10 protein-coding genes are annotated in these 16,374 nt (G+C 41.3%); 6 read left to right on the top strand and 4 right to left on the bottom strand.

Features of this window, described 5'->3' with window-relative positions:
* The first annotated feature begins 89 nt into the window (after positions 1-89).
* From icd to IPJ16_14455, 3 genes are read left to right on the top strand one after another with little or no spacing between them, the layout of a single operon-like run.
* A complete protein-coding gene (gene icd, locus IPJ16_14465) occupies positions 90-1,358 on the top strand; it encodes an NADP-dependent isocitrate dehydrogenase (GenBank protein ID MBK7628377.1) in 1,269 nt (422 codons plus the stop codon).
* A gap of 21 nt (positions 1,359-1,379) precedes the next feature.
* Positions 1,380-2,738, top strand: coding sequence for a citrate synthase (locus IPJ16_14460; protein ID MBK7628376.1), 1,359 nt, complete (start codon positions 1,380-1,382; stop codon positions 2,736-2,738).
* A 5-nt stretch (positions 2,739-2,743) separates the two neighbouring features.
* Complete coding sequence (locus IPJ16_14455) at positions 2,744-4,078, top strand: FAD-dependent oxidoreductase (protein ID MBK7628375.1); 1,335 nt, start codon at positions 2,744-2,746, stop codon at positions 4,076-4,078.
* Positions 4,079-4,200: 122 nt separating this feature from the next.
* Here the strand turns inward: IPJ16_14455 and IPJ16_14450 are convergent, their stop codons facing one another.
* The 4 genes from IPJ16_14450 to rbsK all read right to left on the bottom strand — a co-directional run bounded on the left by IPJ16_14450 (position 4,201) and on the right by rbsK (position 9,114).
* On the bottom strand, positions 4,201-5,199 hold the full coding sequence (locus tag IPJ16_14450) for a multidrug DMT transporter permease (protein MBK7628374.1): 999 nt from the start codon (positions 5,197-5,199) through the stop codon (positions 4,201-4,203).
* A 150-nt stretch (positions 5,200-5,349) separates the two neighbouring features.
* On the bottom strand, positions 5,350-6,963 hold the full coding sequence (locus tag IPJ16_14445) for an ADP-ribosylglycohydrolase family protein (GenBank protein ID MBK7628373.1): 1,614 nt from the start codon (positions 6,961-6,963) through the stop codon (positions 5,350-5,352).
* Positions 6,964-7,082: 119 nt separating this feature from the next.
* On the bottom strand, positions 7,083-8,084 hold the full coding sequence (locus IPJ16_14440; GenBank protein MBK7628372.1) for a nucleoside hydrolase: 1,002 nt from the start codon (positions 8,082-8,084) through the stop codon (positions 7,083-7,085).
* A gap of 130 nt (positions 8,085-8,214) precedes the next feature.
* Complete coding sequence (gene rbsK / locus IPJ16_14435) at positions 8,215-9,114, bottom strand: ribokinase (GenBank protein ID MBK7628371.1); 900 nt, start codon at positions 9,112-9,114, stop codon at positions 8,215-8,217.
* 79 nt (positions 9,115-9,193) lie between these two features.
* Between rbsK and IPJ16_14430 the strand changes: the two genes are divergently transcribed.
* The 3 genes from IPJ16_14430 to IPJ16_14420 are packed head-to-tail and all read left to right on the top strand — an operon-like array spanning position 9,194 to position 16,353.
* Positions 9,194-11,944 (top strand): family 78 glycoside hydrolase catalytic domain, encoded by a 2,751-nt coding sequence (locus IPJ16_14430; protein ID MBK7628370.1) that lies wholly within the window; start codon positions 9,194-9,196, stop codon positions 11,942-11,944.
* 8 nt (positions 11,945-11,952) lie between these two features.
* Positions 11,953-12,990 carry a sugar kinase gene (locus tag IPJ16_14425; protein MBK7628369.1) on the top strand — a complete coding sequence of 346 codons (1,038 nt, stop codon included), beginning with the start codon at positions 11,953-11,955 and terminating at the stop codon, positions 12,988-12,990.
* Positions 12,991-13,014: 24 nt separating this feature from the next.
* Complete coding sequence (locus IPJ16_14420) at positions 13,015-16,353, top strand: DUF5107 domain-containing protein (GenBank protein MBK7628368.1); 3,339 nt, start codon at positions 13,015-13,017, stop codon at positions 16,351-16,353.
* Positions 16,354-16,374: the final 21 nt, after the last annotated feature.

Below are 16,374 nucleotides of genomic sequence, written 5' to 3'. Positions count from 1 at the left end.
GAAGTAACACAAAGGTCAAAAAGTCTAAGGATTTTCCTTAGAGCCCTTAGTGATAAACTTTGTGAGCCTTTGTGGTAAAATATAAAATTATGATACCAGAAAAAATTAAACTTACAAATGGTAAACTGATTGTTCCGGAAAATCCGATAATACCTTTTATTGAAGGTGATGGGACCGGTCGCGATATCTGGAACGCTTCAGTAAGGGTTTTTGATGCCGCAGTAAAAAAAGCCTATAACGGAAAAAGAAAAGTTGAATGGAAAGAGGTTCTTGCCGGCGAGAAAGCATTTAAGCTGACGGGCAACTGGATGCCAGAAGAGACTCTTGCAGCTTTCAGGGAATACCTGGTAGGCATAAAAGGACCTCTCACAACTCCGGTAGGAGAAGGGATGAGATCTCTGAATGTTGCTTTACGTCAGATCCTTGATCTTTATACCTGCTATCGTCCCGTCAGATATTTCAAAGGTGTACCAAGTCCGGTAAAGCATCCTGAAAATGTTAATATGCATATCTTCAGGGAAAACACAGAAGATATTTATGCCGGAATTGAATTCATGCATGGGTTAGCCGAGACTGAAAAACTGAAGAAATTTCTTATAGAAGATATGGGTATTAAAAAGATCAGATTCCCCAATACCTCATCTATTGCAATTAAACCAGTATCTGTGGAAGGAACTGAGAGGCTTGTTCGTCAGGCAGTTAAGTATGCCGTTGAGAAAAAGCTTCCTTCAGTTACACTGGTTCATAAAGGAAACATAATGAAATATACTGAAGGCTCTTTCATGAAGTGGGGATATGCGCTTGCCGAGAGAGAGTTTGGGAAAGATGTTTTTACCTGGGCTCAGCATAAGAAAATTTCAGATACTCAGGGTGCCGAGGTTGCTGATAAGATGCTCAGGCAGGCAGAAGCTGACGGGAAAGTGATAATCAAAGATGTTATTGCTGATGCATTCCTGCAGCAGATTCTGACTCGTCCGGCTGAATATTCTGTAATAGCCACACTGAATCTTAACGGAGACTATATCTCAGATGCTCTGGCCGCAATAGTGGGCGGGATCGGAATAGCACCGGGTGCCAATATTAATTACGAAACTGGTCATGCAATATTTGAAGCCACTCACGGAACTGCACCAAAGTATGCTGATCAGGATAAAGTTAATCCCGGATCCGTGATCCTTTCAGGAGCACTTATGTTCGAATATATGGGCTGGGATGAGGTTTCAGAAAGTATCTATGCCGGTCTTGAAGGTGCTATTCATAATAAGAAAGTCACATATGATTTTCACAGACTTATGGAGAACGCCACACTTCTTAAAACATCAGAATTTGGTGATGCAATAATTGCTAACCTTAAGTAAAATATTTAAACCCCCAATCATATGAGCAACACAACTTTCTTCTCAAAACTAGAAACCTCGGTAAAGGAATCATGCAACATAGACAATAAACTGTTTGAAGAATACGAGGTCAAACGCGGATTAAGGAACCAGGATGGGACAGGTGTTCTTGTTGGACTGACTAACATCGGCAATGTTGTTGGTTATAAGAAAGAAGGCGGAAAAGTTGTGGCAATTCCCGGAAGGCTATTATACAGAGGAATTGATATAGAGGACATTACTCAGGGATTTCAGAAGGAGGACCGTCATGGATTTGAAGAAACGGTTTTCCTTTTGCTCACCGGACATTTGCCAAATAAGGAAGAACTGAGTGAGTTTTCAGCTCATCTGGCAACCCTGCGAACCTTGCCAGATGATTTTACAAAAGATATGATATTGTCGATGAAAGGCAAGGATGTACTTAATATTCTTGCCAGGTCAGTTCTTGGATTATACACGCTTGATGAGAAACCCGACAGCATCGCTCTTGATAATATGATCAAACAATCATTAAGCATGATTGCCAAATTTCCGACGATTGTTGCTTATTCATACCAGGCATTAAGACATTTGTATAAAGGAAAGACGTTGTCAATAAGACATCCTCAGCCTAATCTTAGTACTGCTGAAAACTTTCTTTATCTTATTAAAGGTGATTGTAAAGGCTATTCAAAACTGGAAGCTGATCTTCTCGATCTTCTTCTTGTTTTGCATGCCGAGCACGGTGGCGGAAATAACTCCACATTTACCTTAAGAGTCACAAGTTCTTCTGAAACTGATATTTACTCTGCCATTACATCTGCTATCGGATCGTTGAAAGGGCCATTGCACGGGGGCGCAAATGTGAGAGTACTTGAAATGATGGAAGACATGAAGGTTCATGTTAAAGATTGGACAAGCGAGAAAGAGGTAACAGAGCACCTGCTTAAGATTCTAAATAAAAAAGCTAATGACTTTTCCGGTAAGATTTATGGAATTGGTCATGCAGTATATACTATTTCCGATCCAAGGGCTGCTATTTTAAAAGCCAAAGCCAGGGAACTTGCCATTGAAAAAGGAAGACTAGCGGAATTTGAACTTTATTCACTTGTTGAAAGACTTACTCCGGAAGTATTCAGAGTTTTTAAAGGAGAAAAATCAACAAAAGTTGTTTGTATAAATGTTGACTTTTATTCTGGTTTCGTCTATGCATGTCTCGATATTTCAAAGGAACTTTACACTCCATTGTTTGCAATCGGTAGAGTATCAGGATGGTGTGCTCACAGAATAGAAGAACTTACTTTCTCTGCAAAAAGGATTATTCGTCCTGCGTTTAAAAACGTTTACGGTGAGCATCCATATATTCCACTAAATATGAGGTAACAGATATGAACCAGAAAACTCCTGAATTTGAGGTGCTTATTGTAGGAGGAGGTGTTGTGGGAACAGCCCTTCTTTATACCTTAAGCAAATACACTGATATTAAGAATATCAAACTCATAGAAAAATATTCCGATTTTGGTTTAGTAAACTCAGCGTCATATAACAACAGTCAGACTCTTCATTTCGGTGATATTGAGACCAATTACTCAATTGAAAAAGCCAGGAGTGTTAAGCGTATGGCTGATATGGTGATGAAATATCTTGAGAATGGAAAAGGAGAGACTGGTGATAAGAAATTATTCAGCAAGTACTCGAAAATGGTTCTTGCTGTAGGGGCAGGGCAGGTTCAGGAACTGAAAAAGAGGTATCCTCCTTTTAGTGAGCTCTTTCCAAAATTGAAAATGATTGAAAGAGAAGAAATAGGGAAAATAGAACCGCGTGTACTGGAAGGCAGAGATCCAAATCAGGAGATCCTGGCCCTGGTGACTGAAGATGGCTATACCGTTGATTTTAAAAGACTTTGTCATTCTTTTGTCGATAATGCTCTGAGAAATAATCCATTACTTGATATTCAGCTTGATACAAAACTTCTGAAGATTGCAAAAACCGGTGACTTTTACACTGTACTTACAAGCAAAGGGGAGCTTCATGCTAAAGTTGTTGTAATAGCAGCAGGAGGTCATAGTCTCATGATTGCAAAGTCGCTTGGTTATGGAAAGAACCTTGCTGTTTTATCAATGGCCGGAAGTTTTTACACAGCTCCTAAAGTACTTAACGGTAAAGTATATACAATACAGGTACCTAAACTTCCTTTTGCAGCAATTCACGGCGACCCTGAGGTTCACAGTGAGCATGTTACAAGGTTTGGACCAACAGCAAAGCCAATATTCCAGCTCGAAAGACATAATATGTCAACTTTCACCGAATACTGGAAAACATTTGGATTAGGGATAAATCCGATTATCAGTTTATTGAAGATCATCTTTGACAGGGTGCTCTTCAGTTACATATTTATGAATTTTCTTTATGATCTGCCATATATCGGTAAGCGTTTGTTTATCAAAGAGGTAAGAAAGATAGTACCATCCCTTAAGCTTGATGAGCTGAAATATGCTAAGGGCATTGGAGGTACCCGGCCCCAGATTGTAAACAACACAACAAGAAAACTGGAGATGGGAGAGGCCAAGCTGAGCGGTGATAATATCATTTTCAATATTACCCCTTCACCAGGGGCTTCAACCTGTCTCGGAAATGCCTATTCTGACACATCCAAGATCATTGAGTTTCTTGGTAATAAGTATAAATTCGATAAGGAGGCCTTTGAAAAGGATCTTTTATAAGAAAATATTAACCGCAGAGATGAGCCGAGAAAAAGCAGAGAGCCGCAGAGAAAACCAGAATATTACTCTGCGGTTCTCTGCGTTTTAACTTTGCGTCCTCTGCTGTAAAATGAAATCAGGAATTAAGTGCCTGCATATACCAATAGTGCAAGTCCTGCCAGATAAGCAAGGAACATCAGAAAAATAAGGTTGTTGACAGATTTTGAAGCTCCCTTGAATTCTTTCCAGATAAAGACACCCCATAAAGCTGCAATAAGCGTTGCCCCCTGACCAAGTCCGTATGAAATCGCAAATCCTGCTTTTCCCGATGCGATAATGCTCATCGACATTCCTATGTTCCAGATTACACCTCCAAGTATACCTGTAAGATGTACTTTTAAATTTCCGGCCTTATAATCACTGAATGAGAGAGGGGCTCCGTCAAACGGGCGTTTCATAATGATATAATTGAACAGGAAATTACTGACCACAACTCCAATTGCGAAAAAGAAGATTGCTGAATATGGTGTAAGTTTTCCGGCTTCGGGAACTTCAAAACTGGTTACCATGGAACTTGCAACGAAACGGTAGAAAAGAGCCATCAAAACACCGGCAGAAACTGAGAGAATTATTCCCTTACCTGAGACTTTCTGCAGCGATGAACTGTGTTTCTTATAGGCAATTGCATCAATTATGATAGCTGCAACTATCAGAGCAACTCCGCCAAATAGCCAGGTACCATTGCCCTGCGGTGCAAAAATATAATTGATAATAACACCCAGCGCCAATGCTATACCGACACCAACAGGGAATGCCACGGCCATACCTGCAATCGCCATAGCGGCAACAAGCAGAATATTGGAAGCATTAAATATTACACCACCTGCCATGGCATTAAGGATGTTTTTGGTCTCCGCCTGTCTCATGTCCTCAATAAACCCTCTTCCGCTTTCACCTGAGCTTCCAAGTGTCAGTCCCAGGAGAATCGCAAAAAGAAGTATACCAAGTACATAGTCCCAGTAAAACAATTCGAAACGCCAGGATTTGCCTGCAAGTTTCTGGGTGTTGCCCCATGAACCCCAGCATAACATTGTGACTATGCAGAGGATTATTGCCAGAGAATAACTTTGTGGGATAAACATATGGAAGAAGTTTAGAGTTAAGAGTTTAAAGTTTAAAGTTCAAAGTTCAAAAGTCAAAATTCTTGGTGATTGCTTAGTGAATTGGTGCCTTAGTGGCATTTCTTTTGCCACCAAGACGCAAAGACACAAAGGTTCACCAAGATTTAAATGTTATTCGAAAGAAAATTTATATGATTCATTTTTCTTCGGGGCTGTTTTGAAGATTGTTGCAGATGTTATGTATACTCTGGTTCCTGCTGATTCGGGACGTTTTTCTCCTTTTACAACAAGTTTCACTTTATGATCACCCGGAGCGAGGTTGACAATATGCCAGATGCTTTCTGTATGTTGCTGATTTGCAAAATCATAATAGGTGTCGATACTGCGGTGAAGGGTGCCATCAACATATACATCCGCCTTGCCTCCATCTTTATACCAGTTTCCTGTTAACGATATGCCTGTACCTGTAAATGCTATATCAAGTTCATCACTTGCTTTTTCAGCGTAAAATGATTGCTTTGTCATCTGCTTATCTCTACCTGTTACTTCAAGAGGTTTCCATTTGCCTTTAAACGACCAGACTTTTTCATCGAAGATTGAGACTTTCTTATCAAAGACTAGATTAGGGAATGCTACTTCAAGTGCAGGTGCAACAGGTTCCTGTATTTTTACTTTTATAATTTTGTCACTAACCTCGCCACTGTCTTTTGAAATAAGGTCGAGAGCATACTTGTAGGTATTTGCAACAGCTGTATTAAATGAATAGGTTGTGTGTATAAACAAAGTATCACCGAGAGCTTTAACTCCTGACTGCATATTCTCAGGCAATCCGCTGAAACCTTTAATTACTCCCAGTACTGCAAGTGCATTTGAAGGATTGCAATCTGAATCCTGACCGCATCGGGTTGAGACTTCCAGTGTTTTCATCGGATCACCATCTCCGTACAGAAGTCCCATGACAATATAAGCTCCGTTCAGCTTTGCGTCAATATTAAAGGTTGAGCCGGCGCCGCAGATGTCAACATCGCCCCATTTTTCCTCAAGCTCTTTCCATGCCGCCTGCCAGTCGGAGGGATAATGATTGTGTAATTTGATTACATCCTTCACAATCTTATAATAGTCACTTTCTGAGGGAATTGACAAGAGTGCCTTATCTATTATTTTAGGGATATTTGTTTCAAAATATGCTTCAGAATATAGAGCTGCCACAAAAATTCCTCCATAGACTCCGTCGCCGTAATTCATTATGCGCCCGATCTTATCGGCAATTTTTGTTGCTGTCTGCGGCATACCCGGACACATAAATCCTATATAGTCTGCTTCGATCTGAAAGTCAATATCGTCGGCATGGATGTTATACTCAGGAGTCCCAGAGAGCGGGGCAAAAATACTGTCATAGTAATTCTTCCTTGCCTGCATATTTGCATGCCACAACATATATCCGGCTTTGGCAAACATCTCCTGATATTTCTTCGATGGGGCGTCAATTCCATACTTATCCATCGACATGAGGAATGTAAGCTGAACATAAATATCATCCTGCCACATGCTTCCTCTTATATCAGTAGGTTTCCATTTTATCGAATCGCTGTAGATCCTGCCCTGGGCCCTGAATTCGGTAGGGGCGCCATATGTAACACCAACCATCTTACCGGCCCAGCCGCCGGCAATCTTATCTTTAAGTACTTCAGGTTTGATTGTTCTGAATTCTTCTGAAGAGTTAGTGCATGAGATCGCTAAAAATAGAACAATGGAAATTGAAATCAAATGTTTTATTGTTTTCATAACTAGTTAAATATGTGATATATAAGATTCGTTTTTTTGCCTGTTTTTTGCCCCCTTCCCCCTAAAGGGGGTCTAATCCTGCTACAGATTAGCCCCCCTTCAGGGGGGATGGGGGGCAACTATTTAACTGGTATATGCATCATCCTGTCTTCAATAAATCTGCTCATTTCAGGAACAGACATTTTTTGCTTCACATAAAGATGTTTACCGTTCTGATCATCCTGCCAGCTGTTGCTGCCATCAGGATTGACAATTATTTTTCCTCTGACAGTATCAAAGAAACCTTCGGTTCCGTATACTCCGATTAATACTGCCGTTTCATCCCAGCTCATTCTGCCATCCTTGTCTTCAGCAGAGAGAGGAATGCTTATTCTGAAAACATCTTTTACAGGCGAATCACTTACCTCCATTTTCATCAGACGAAGGCCGGTTCTGATCTCCCATCCGATCTCAAAACCGGTAAAAATAATTTCTCCCGGCCAATCATTAAATACATTTATTGATGCAGTTGAATCCATGTGAACATTGAATTCCTTTCCTTCAGGAAATCTGCCGGCCATTGATACAAGGTTCTTTACCTTCTTCATTACAAGCTCTTTACCTGTAAGCGGAGAATCAGAGTCAGGTTGTGATTTAAGCAGGTTATTGAGGTTTGTCAGAAAGCCAACTGTAACAATAGTAACACTGTTATCCGGTTGTGAATTTAGTATTCTCCTGTAAACATTTACAGCATCTTCAACATCACTGGTTGCTTTTATCCTGTGCGGATACTTAACAACAATGGAATCTGCCCAATGCTGTGACGAACCGAGGTTGACTCCTTCAGATTTTGGGGCTCCTATTGGCAATTCAGGACGCCCGAAATATCTGTTTATTACTTCAATTGAAGGAGCTACAAGCAGATGTTTGTTAGATGAAACAGTTGCCAGGATCTCTGCCTTGCCGCTATCAGCCATAGCATGAAGAAATGCCAGGGCTCCGACATCATCGTAATCGGGACCAAGGTCGGTATCGAAAATGATCTTAACCGGTACAGAATTGTTCTCTTTTGGTTGATTTGAACAGCCAAATAAGATTAATAGATTAATACTTAATAAGCCGACAATTAGTTTGATTTTCATATTTCTGGTATTGATAAGTTTTTTGTTACACAGAGTTACACCGAGGATTCACAGAGTTTCACAGAGCAAAACCAAAGTTTACTATTCTTCTCTGTGGTTCTCTGTGCTGTCTCTGTGTCTCTCTGTGTAACTATTTTATTTCGTTCCTATAAGGTGCCGAAGCCTGCGCTCCCATTCTGGTTACAGATATAGCTGCAGCCTTGTTTGCAAATACAACAGCATCCTCAATGTTCTTCCCTTCTGAAATTGCTACTGCAAGGGCACCATTAAAAACATCACCGGCAGCAGTGGTATCAACGGCTTTCACAGGTACAACAGGTATCATTTTCGAAATTGACCCGGATTGTAAAAAGGCCCCTGATCCTCCCATTGTTATAATTACGTTCTGAACTCCCATCTTCTGCAGTCTGTTAGCCGCATTCGCTGCTGAAGCAATGTCGTTTACTTTTATTCCTGTAAGAATTTCAGCCTCAGTTTCATTAGGTGTTATCAGGAAAAGGCATTTTAACAGTTCATCAGCTAAATGACGCGCCGGAGCGGGATTAAGAATCACTCTGTTTCCTTTCATATTTGCTTTCTCTGCGACAAATTCGACTGTGCTGACAGGGATCTCCAGCTGCATAAGAAAAATATCATCAGGATGGGAGTCAAATACTTCATCACTAATATCATATGCCGATAAAGTGCCATTTGAACCGGTGGCAACAACTATACTGTTTTCTCCATGTTCATCAACTGTTATAAGGGCAACTCCGGATGGGTTTTTTTCATCCCTGACAAGATATGAGGTATTGATTCTTTCCCTGTCAAAAAGACTTTTTGCCTCGGAACCGAATACATCATTACCGTGTTTTGTAACAAATGTTACATTTCCTCCAAGTCTGGCAGCAGCCACAGCCTGATTGGCTCCCTTGCCTCCGGGATTCATTAGAAATGTGCCTCCTAGTATTGTTTCTCCGGGAAGTGGCAGCTTTTTCGATTTGATCACCATATCGGTGTTTGAACTGCCAATTACAATAATTCTGGACATCAGAAAAAATATTTGTTAAACAAAAACTAAGATAGATTTTTTTGATAACTTTTCACAATGGAAAACTAATGTTGTAATCATGCGAAAAATACTCCTTATTGCCTTCTTTATTGTAATGCATTTCTCCCTGCTGGCAAAAATTACCCCCTCAAGGTTAACCTGTGAATATCTTAAAGATCCTCAGGTAATTGATATCCCTAATCCCAGATTATCATGGATAAATACTGACCCGGAATTTACAAGAAATCAGGGCCAGACTGCCTGGCAGATAAATGTAGCTTCTTCAAAGGAACTGCTCACTTCTGACAAATCTGATCTGTGGAATAGCGGTAAGATTGCATCAGATGAATCGGTAAATATTGTTTATAAGGGCAAGCCACTCACCTCAGGTCAGGACTGCTGGTGGCAGGTTCGGGTCTGGGATGGGAAAGGTAAAGTTTCAGAATGGAGTGAGCCTGCTTTCTGGTCGATGGGTATTCTGAAACCCGAAGAGTGGAAAGCCAAATGGATCGGAGCTCCATGGCAGGGTGAAGAGACCCTTCCGAAACCTTCCAATCCCGGAGCAAAGATGCCACAGGAGTTGCCTCCTCCGGCCCCGCTTCTCCGAAAGGAGTTCAGCATCTCTAAGAAAGTTGTAAAAGCTGTTGCCTATGTTACCGGTCTTGGATATTTTGAACTTTATCTTAATGGTAAGAAAGTTGGACAAGATGTCCTGGTCCCTAATCAGACCAACTATGGTAAACGTCCCGACCTTATAAATCAGGGTATTCCTGTTGCAGATAATTTCAGGGAGTACAAAGTTATGTATCTCGCTTATGATGTGAGCACAGAATTGCAAAAAGGAACAAATGCCGTTGGTGCTATCCTCGGGAATGGGTTTTACAATCCCGCCAAATACTGGGATCTGGGTTATGGGACACCCCGGTTTATTTTACAACTGCAGGTGACTTATGAAGATGGCAGTAAAGAAATTGTTATCAGCGACGAGTCCTGGAAAGCCTCAAAAAGTCCAATATTAATGGATATGGTCTTTTATGGAGAGCACTATGATGCACGTCTTGAACAAACAGGATGGTGCGCACCAAGTTTCAATGATAACAATTGGGAAAAGGTGGTTCTGCGAAAAGCTCCTGAGGGGGATCTCAGGGCTCATATGGCGTACCCCGACAGGGTGATGGAAGTGCTCAATCCGGTTAAGATAGAGAAGCTTGAAAATGGCAGATACAAAGTTGATTTTGGACAGGAGATCTCGGGCTGGGTTCACATAAAGGATTTTTCTGGAACAGCCGGACAGAAAATAGATATAAAGTATCTGCAGCAGTATTCACCAAACGGAGAGAACTCATATACACTAAAAGGAACAGGAACCGAATCGTATAGTGCGCGATTCACATGGTTTGTCTTCAGGGAGGTTGAAATATCAAACTGGACTGGAGAACTAAAACCTGAGCAAATAACAGCTGAGGCAGTATATACCTTTGTCGAAACGACAGGAAAGTTTGAATGCTCGAACGAGTTATTCAATAAAATCAATAAGATCTGGTGGCGCAGTCAGACCGATAACATGCACGGAGGAATCGCCAGCGACTGCCCAAACAGAGAACGATCTCCCTACACCGGCGATGGCCAGGTTGCAGTTGTAACCGTGATGCACAACTTCGATGCCACTGCTTTCTATAATAAATGGATAGCGGATATTCTTGCAGCCCAGAATCCGGAAACAGGCTATGTGCCCAATGGTGCTCCATGGCAGCCGGGATGCGGCGGTGGTGTTGCATGGGGAGCAGCTATGAGCATAATGCCATGGGAATTTTATTTGCAATATGGTGATAGCAGCATGCTGAGCATGAACTACGAAGGAATGAAAGGATACATCAGGTATATGCTTACCTGGACCGACAAATCCGGAATTATGTTCTCTCAGGCTACAGGGAAAGATGGTAAACCGCTAAAATGGATGAACCTCGGTGACTGGTCACAGCCTTATAAGCTGCCGCCTGATGAGATGGTTCATACTTTCTATCTGTGGCGATGTGCAGAACTTACTGCAAAAACTGCAAAAGTGCTTGGTAAGATATCTGAATATGAAGAATATATGAAGCTTGCTGAAAAGACAAGGCAGGCATTCCATGCAAAGTTCTATGATAAGGAGAAAGGATCTTACGGGGCTTTCGGTGGAAATATTTTCGCCCTAAAAATGGGTGTACCGGATGATCAGAGGGAAAGAGTTATTGCAGCATTGAAAGCAGATATTATTGCCAACGGAGGACATTTGGATACAGGCATATTCGGTACACAGTTCTTTTTCGAAGTTCTGTCGGAAAATGGCTTGCATGAGATGGCATATGAGGCTATGAATAAGCGCACAGCACCAGGTTATGGCTGGTGGATAGAACAGGGTGCAACTACCTCATGGGAAGGATGGACCAATGCCGGATCAGGTAACCATCCTATGTTCGGAGGAGGGATTGTATGGCTCTACAGAAAACTTGCAGGTATGAATGCTGATCCTGAAAAGCCCGGTTACCGGAACATAATCTTCCGTCCTGAACCTGTAAACGATATTTCTTTTGCCTCTTACTCAAACCTTACTTTATACGGGAAAAGCAGCATTGAATGGAAAAAAGAAAGCGGTAAATTCTCGATGAATGTTGTTGTTCCTGTTGGCTGCACAGCTTCTGTATATGTGCCGGCTTCAGACAGCAGAATGGTGACAGAAAGCGGAACAAAAATATCCGGTAAAAATGGTGTAACATTTAGCAGGATGGAAAAAGGATATGCTGTATATAGTGTTGGATCAGGATCTTATACATTTCAAATAACGATATAAAAAATATTATGAGCGGGAAAATAATAACTTTTGGTGAAATAATGCTTCGTCTGGCTACTCCGGACCATCTGCGATTTACACAGGCATCTTCATTTATTGCAACATTCGGCGGCGGTGAAGCCAATGTTGCTGTTTCACTGGCAAATTTCGGACTTCATGCCGAATTTGTCACCAGGCTGCCCGACAATGATCTGGGTGAATCAGTGTTAATGGATCTCAGGAAGCATAATGTAGGGACAAACTACATAATAAAAGGTGGCGAGAGACTTGGGATCTACTTTCTTGAGACAGGAGCTGTTGCACGGCCAAGTAAAGTCATCTATGATCGTGCAAACTCCTCAATTGCAGCGATAAAGACCGGCATGATCGACTGGGATAAAGTATTTGAAGGAGTATCATGGTTTCACTGGACAGGTATCACACCTGCAATTTCCGAAGGTGCTGCCGAGGTTTGTAAGGAGGCTATCAAAGCGGCACGTGAAAAGGGGATCACTGTTTCATGTGATCTTAATTACAGAAAAAATCTCTGGAAGTGGGGAAAGAAAGCCGGCGAAGTTATGCCGGGACTGGTTAATGGCTGCGACATAATTCTGGGTAATGAGGAAGATGCTGAAAAAGTCTTCGGAATTAAACCGGAAGGTGGAGATGTCGCCTTAGGGCATGTTGCCGCTGCAAAATATGAGTCTGTATGCGTTAAGCTGATGGAAAAGTTTCCACAGGCAAAAAAAGTGATCATCACTCTCAGGGGATCTATCAACGCAGATCATAACTCGTGGTCAGGTGTTCTGTACGATGGCAAAAAGCTTTTTGAAGCTCCTGAATACCAGATAACTCACATAGTCGACAGGGTAGGAGGCGGAGACTCATTTATGGGAGGATTGATTTATGGTCTGATCACTTACCCAGGTGATGACCAGAAAGGTCTCAACTTTGCTGTGGCTGCTTCTTGTCTGAAACATACTATTCACGGTGATTATAACCTGGTTTCGGTTGCAGAGGTTGAACAGCTTATGAAAGGCGATGGTTCGGGTAGAGTAGTCAGATAATTGAATTCATTTAAAATATTTGTGATGAGAAGAAATTCTATTTTAAGAAGCGTAAGTCTCCTGGTTGCTTCTGTTTTACTGTTAATATTTTCACAGTGGAATGATTTATCCGGACAGGTTAAAATGTCTGAACAGTCATGGGTGATACCAACCTATGAGGTCAGCCCTCCCGATAAAAATCCGATGTTCTTTAAGGGAGAATCTTATCAGGGTGCATCAAAATATATTTATCCCTATGGGCTGAATGATGTAATCTCCAATGATAAAAAGGATAAATCATGGAAAGCACTGGTGCTTGAGAATGAATATATTAAACTTTGTGTGACACCTGAAATTGGAGGGAAGCTATACTACGGAACTGATAAGACAAACGGCTATAATTTCATATATAAGAATGATGTAGTTAAACCGTCAAATATCGGAATGACTGGTGCATGGGTTTCCGGCGGGATCGAATGGTGCGTTATTCATCATCACAGAGCATCCACTTTTCTGCCGGTTGATTATGATCTGGCTGAGAATGGTGACGGAAGCAAAACAATCTGGATCGGGGAAACAGAACCCCGACACCGGATGAGATGGACAATAGGTATAACAGCCTATCCCGGTAAGTCATACTATTCTGCGGAGGTCAAGATTCATAACCCGACACCACTTACTAACACATTTCTTTACTGGGCAAATGTGGCTGCACATACCAATAAGGATTACCAGGTCATTTTTCCCCCTAGCGTCGGGGTAGCTACTTATCATGCAAAAAATAGTTTCACAAACTGGCCTTTTTCAACGGAAGTATATAATGGTGAGGACTTTACAAAGGGAGTGGATCTAAGTTACTGGATAAACTCAGTGAATCAGAATTCTTATTTTGCATATGATCTGAAGGAGGATTTCATGGGAGGTTATGACCATGGTAAAGAGATAGGTACTGTTCATATTGGCGATCATAATGTTGTCAAAGGTGCTAAATTGTGGGAGTGGGGTTCCGGTGCACGCGGACAGGCAACTGAAGGCAGGCTTACTGAGAATGCCGGACCTTATGTCGAGATTATGGTTGGAGCTTTCTCTGATAACCAGCCCGATTACAGCTGGATAAGGCCATATGAGGTGAAAACATTCAAACAATACTGGTACCCTGTGAAAGATATTCAGGGATTTAAAAATGCAAACCTTAACGGGGCGGTCAATCTTGAAAAAAGAGAAGGAAACACAGTTTTTCTGGGATATTATTCAACTCAGAAAATTGCATCTGCCAGAATTCTTCTTAAAAGAAAAGGTGAAGTTATCTTCGAGAAAACTATGGAAGTTTCTCCCGAGAAAACTTTTACAGGTACAATTAAAATTGACGGGACATTTGATATCACTGATCTTTCAACTGAGATGATAAATACAGCAGATAATCAAGTGCTTGTAGCCTATCAACCGGTGGTAAAGAAAGAGACAGGCCCATTACCTGAAACAGTAAAGAGACCTGCTCTGCCAAAAGATATTCCCACAGTCGAAGAACTCTACCTGACAGGAAGCAGGATCCTTCAGTTCTATAATCCTACATTGAATGCGATGGATTATTTTGAGGAGGCTTTGAGGCGCGATCCAAATGATATCAGGACAAATACTGCTGTCGGAAATATTCATCTGAGAAATGGAGAATATGCAATTGCCAGAAGCTTCTTCAGCAAGGCAATAAACAGACTTACAAAAGATTACACAAGACCTTCAGCATGCGAACCGCTTTACCTTCAGGGATTAACACTTAAAGCTCTTGAGCTTTATGACGAAGCTGTTGATACACTTTACAGAGCCACATGGGATTATGCATGGCACTCTGCTGCCTATCTTGAACTGGCAAGAATTTCATGTCTGAGAGGCGATTTTCAGAAGGCCCTTGGTCAGATAAATGAATCACTAAAAACAAATGCTGTCAATAACAGTGCAATTAATCTGAAGGCAGCGATCCTCAGAATCCTTGGTAATGTGGAAGGTGCCGGATCTTTACTGGCATCAGTTCTTGTGCATGATCCTCTGGACTTCAGGGCTGCAAACGAGAATTACCTTCTTGCACAAAAGTCAGGAAATACTCAGAAGAGTGAAGAACTGAAAGCCTCATTAACAAGGAAAATGAGAGATTACGATGAAAACTACCTGGAACTGGCAGCCGGTTATATGAATGACGGACTCTTTACCGAAGCCGCTGATATTCTTTGGAGGTTTAAAGGGACTGATCAGATGGTAAGTTACTATCTCGGGTATATTTTGGATAAAAAGGGGCAAAAAGCAGAAGCTGAAAAATATTTCAGTAAAGCTTCGGCAATGAGTATTGATTATGGTTTTCCATATCGTCTTGAAGATGTCAAGGTTTTGAATTGTGCTCTTACTTATAATAAGAATGATGCTAAACCATTTTATTATCTTGGTAATCTGTTGTACGATAAGCAACCAGAGAACGCAATAAAATACTGGGAAGCGGCTGTAAGTCTTGATCCGGCCATGAGCACAGCCTGGAGAAATCTTGGCTGGGGTTATTACCAGTATTCACAGGATCTGCCAAAGTCAATCAATGCCTACGAAAAAGCTTTCGAGACAAAGAAGGATGAACCTGTTTATTATGCAGAGCTTGACCCTCTTTATGAAATGAGCAATACACCAATAGCTAAACGGGCAAAGCTTTTCGAAGGCAGCAATGATGTTGTCAAACAACGCGATGATTCATTCGTCAGGGAGATTATTGTACTAAACCTTGCTGGAGAATCTGAAAAGGCTGTTGATTATCTGAGCAAGAGTAATTTTCATTTCCGGGAAGGCAGCTCAAGAGTAAGAGATATTACTGTTGATGCACATATTCTACTCGGCAGAAAATATCTGGCAGAGAAGAAGTATGATGAAGCACTTAAGCAGTTCCTTGCAACAGTTGAGACTCCGGAAACCGCAGGACCGGGACGCAGGACCGGAGATATGCGAAGTCCGCAGATAAATTATTTTATAGGATTGGCTTATGAGGCTCTTGGAAACAAAGCCAAAGCAAAATCATATTATACACTTTCAACAGAACAGGCTATCAGAGGAACCGGTTATGTTAATTATTACCAGGGACTTAGTTTTCTCAAGATCAATAATAAAGCAAAAGCTAATGAGATTTTCAATTCGATGATTGAAGAGGGTAATAAAAGGATAAAGCAGGGAGAAGAGATTGATTTCTTTGCAAAATTCGGTGAGCGTGAGGCTGAGAATATACAGTTATCAAATGCCTGGATGTATAAAGGCCTTGGCTATAAGGGTCTTGGCGACACTAAAGCAGCAACTGAAAACCTTAATAAAGCAGTAGAATTATCAGCCAGCAATCTGTGGGCAAAGAATGAATTATAAAAAAAGAGTCGGCATAAAGTA

This window comes from Bacteroidales bacterium (assembly GCA_016709865.1).
In the GTDB taxonomy this organism is placed as follows: Bacteria; Bacteroidota; Bacteroidia; order Bacteroidales; family VadinHA17; genus LD21.
Note: the sequence above shows the minus strand (reverse complement) of the source record. Positions and strands in the feature narration are given on the sequence as shown.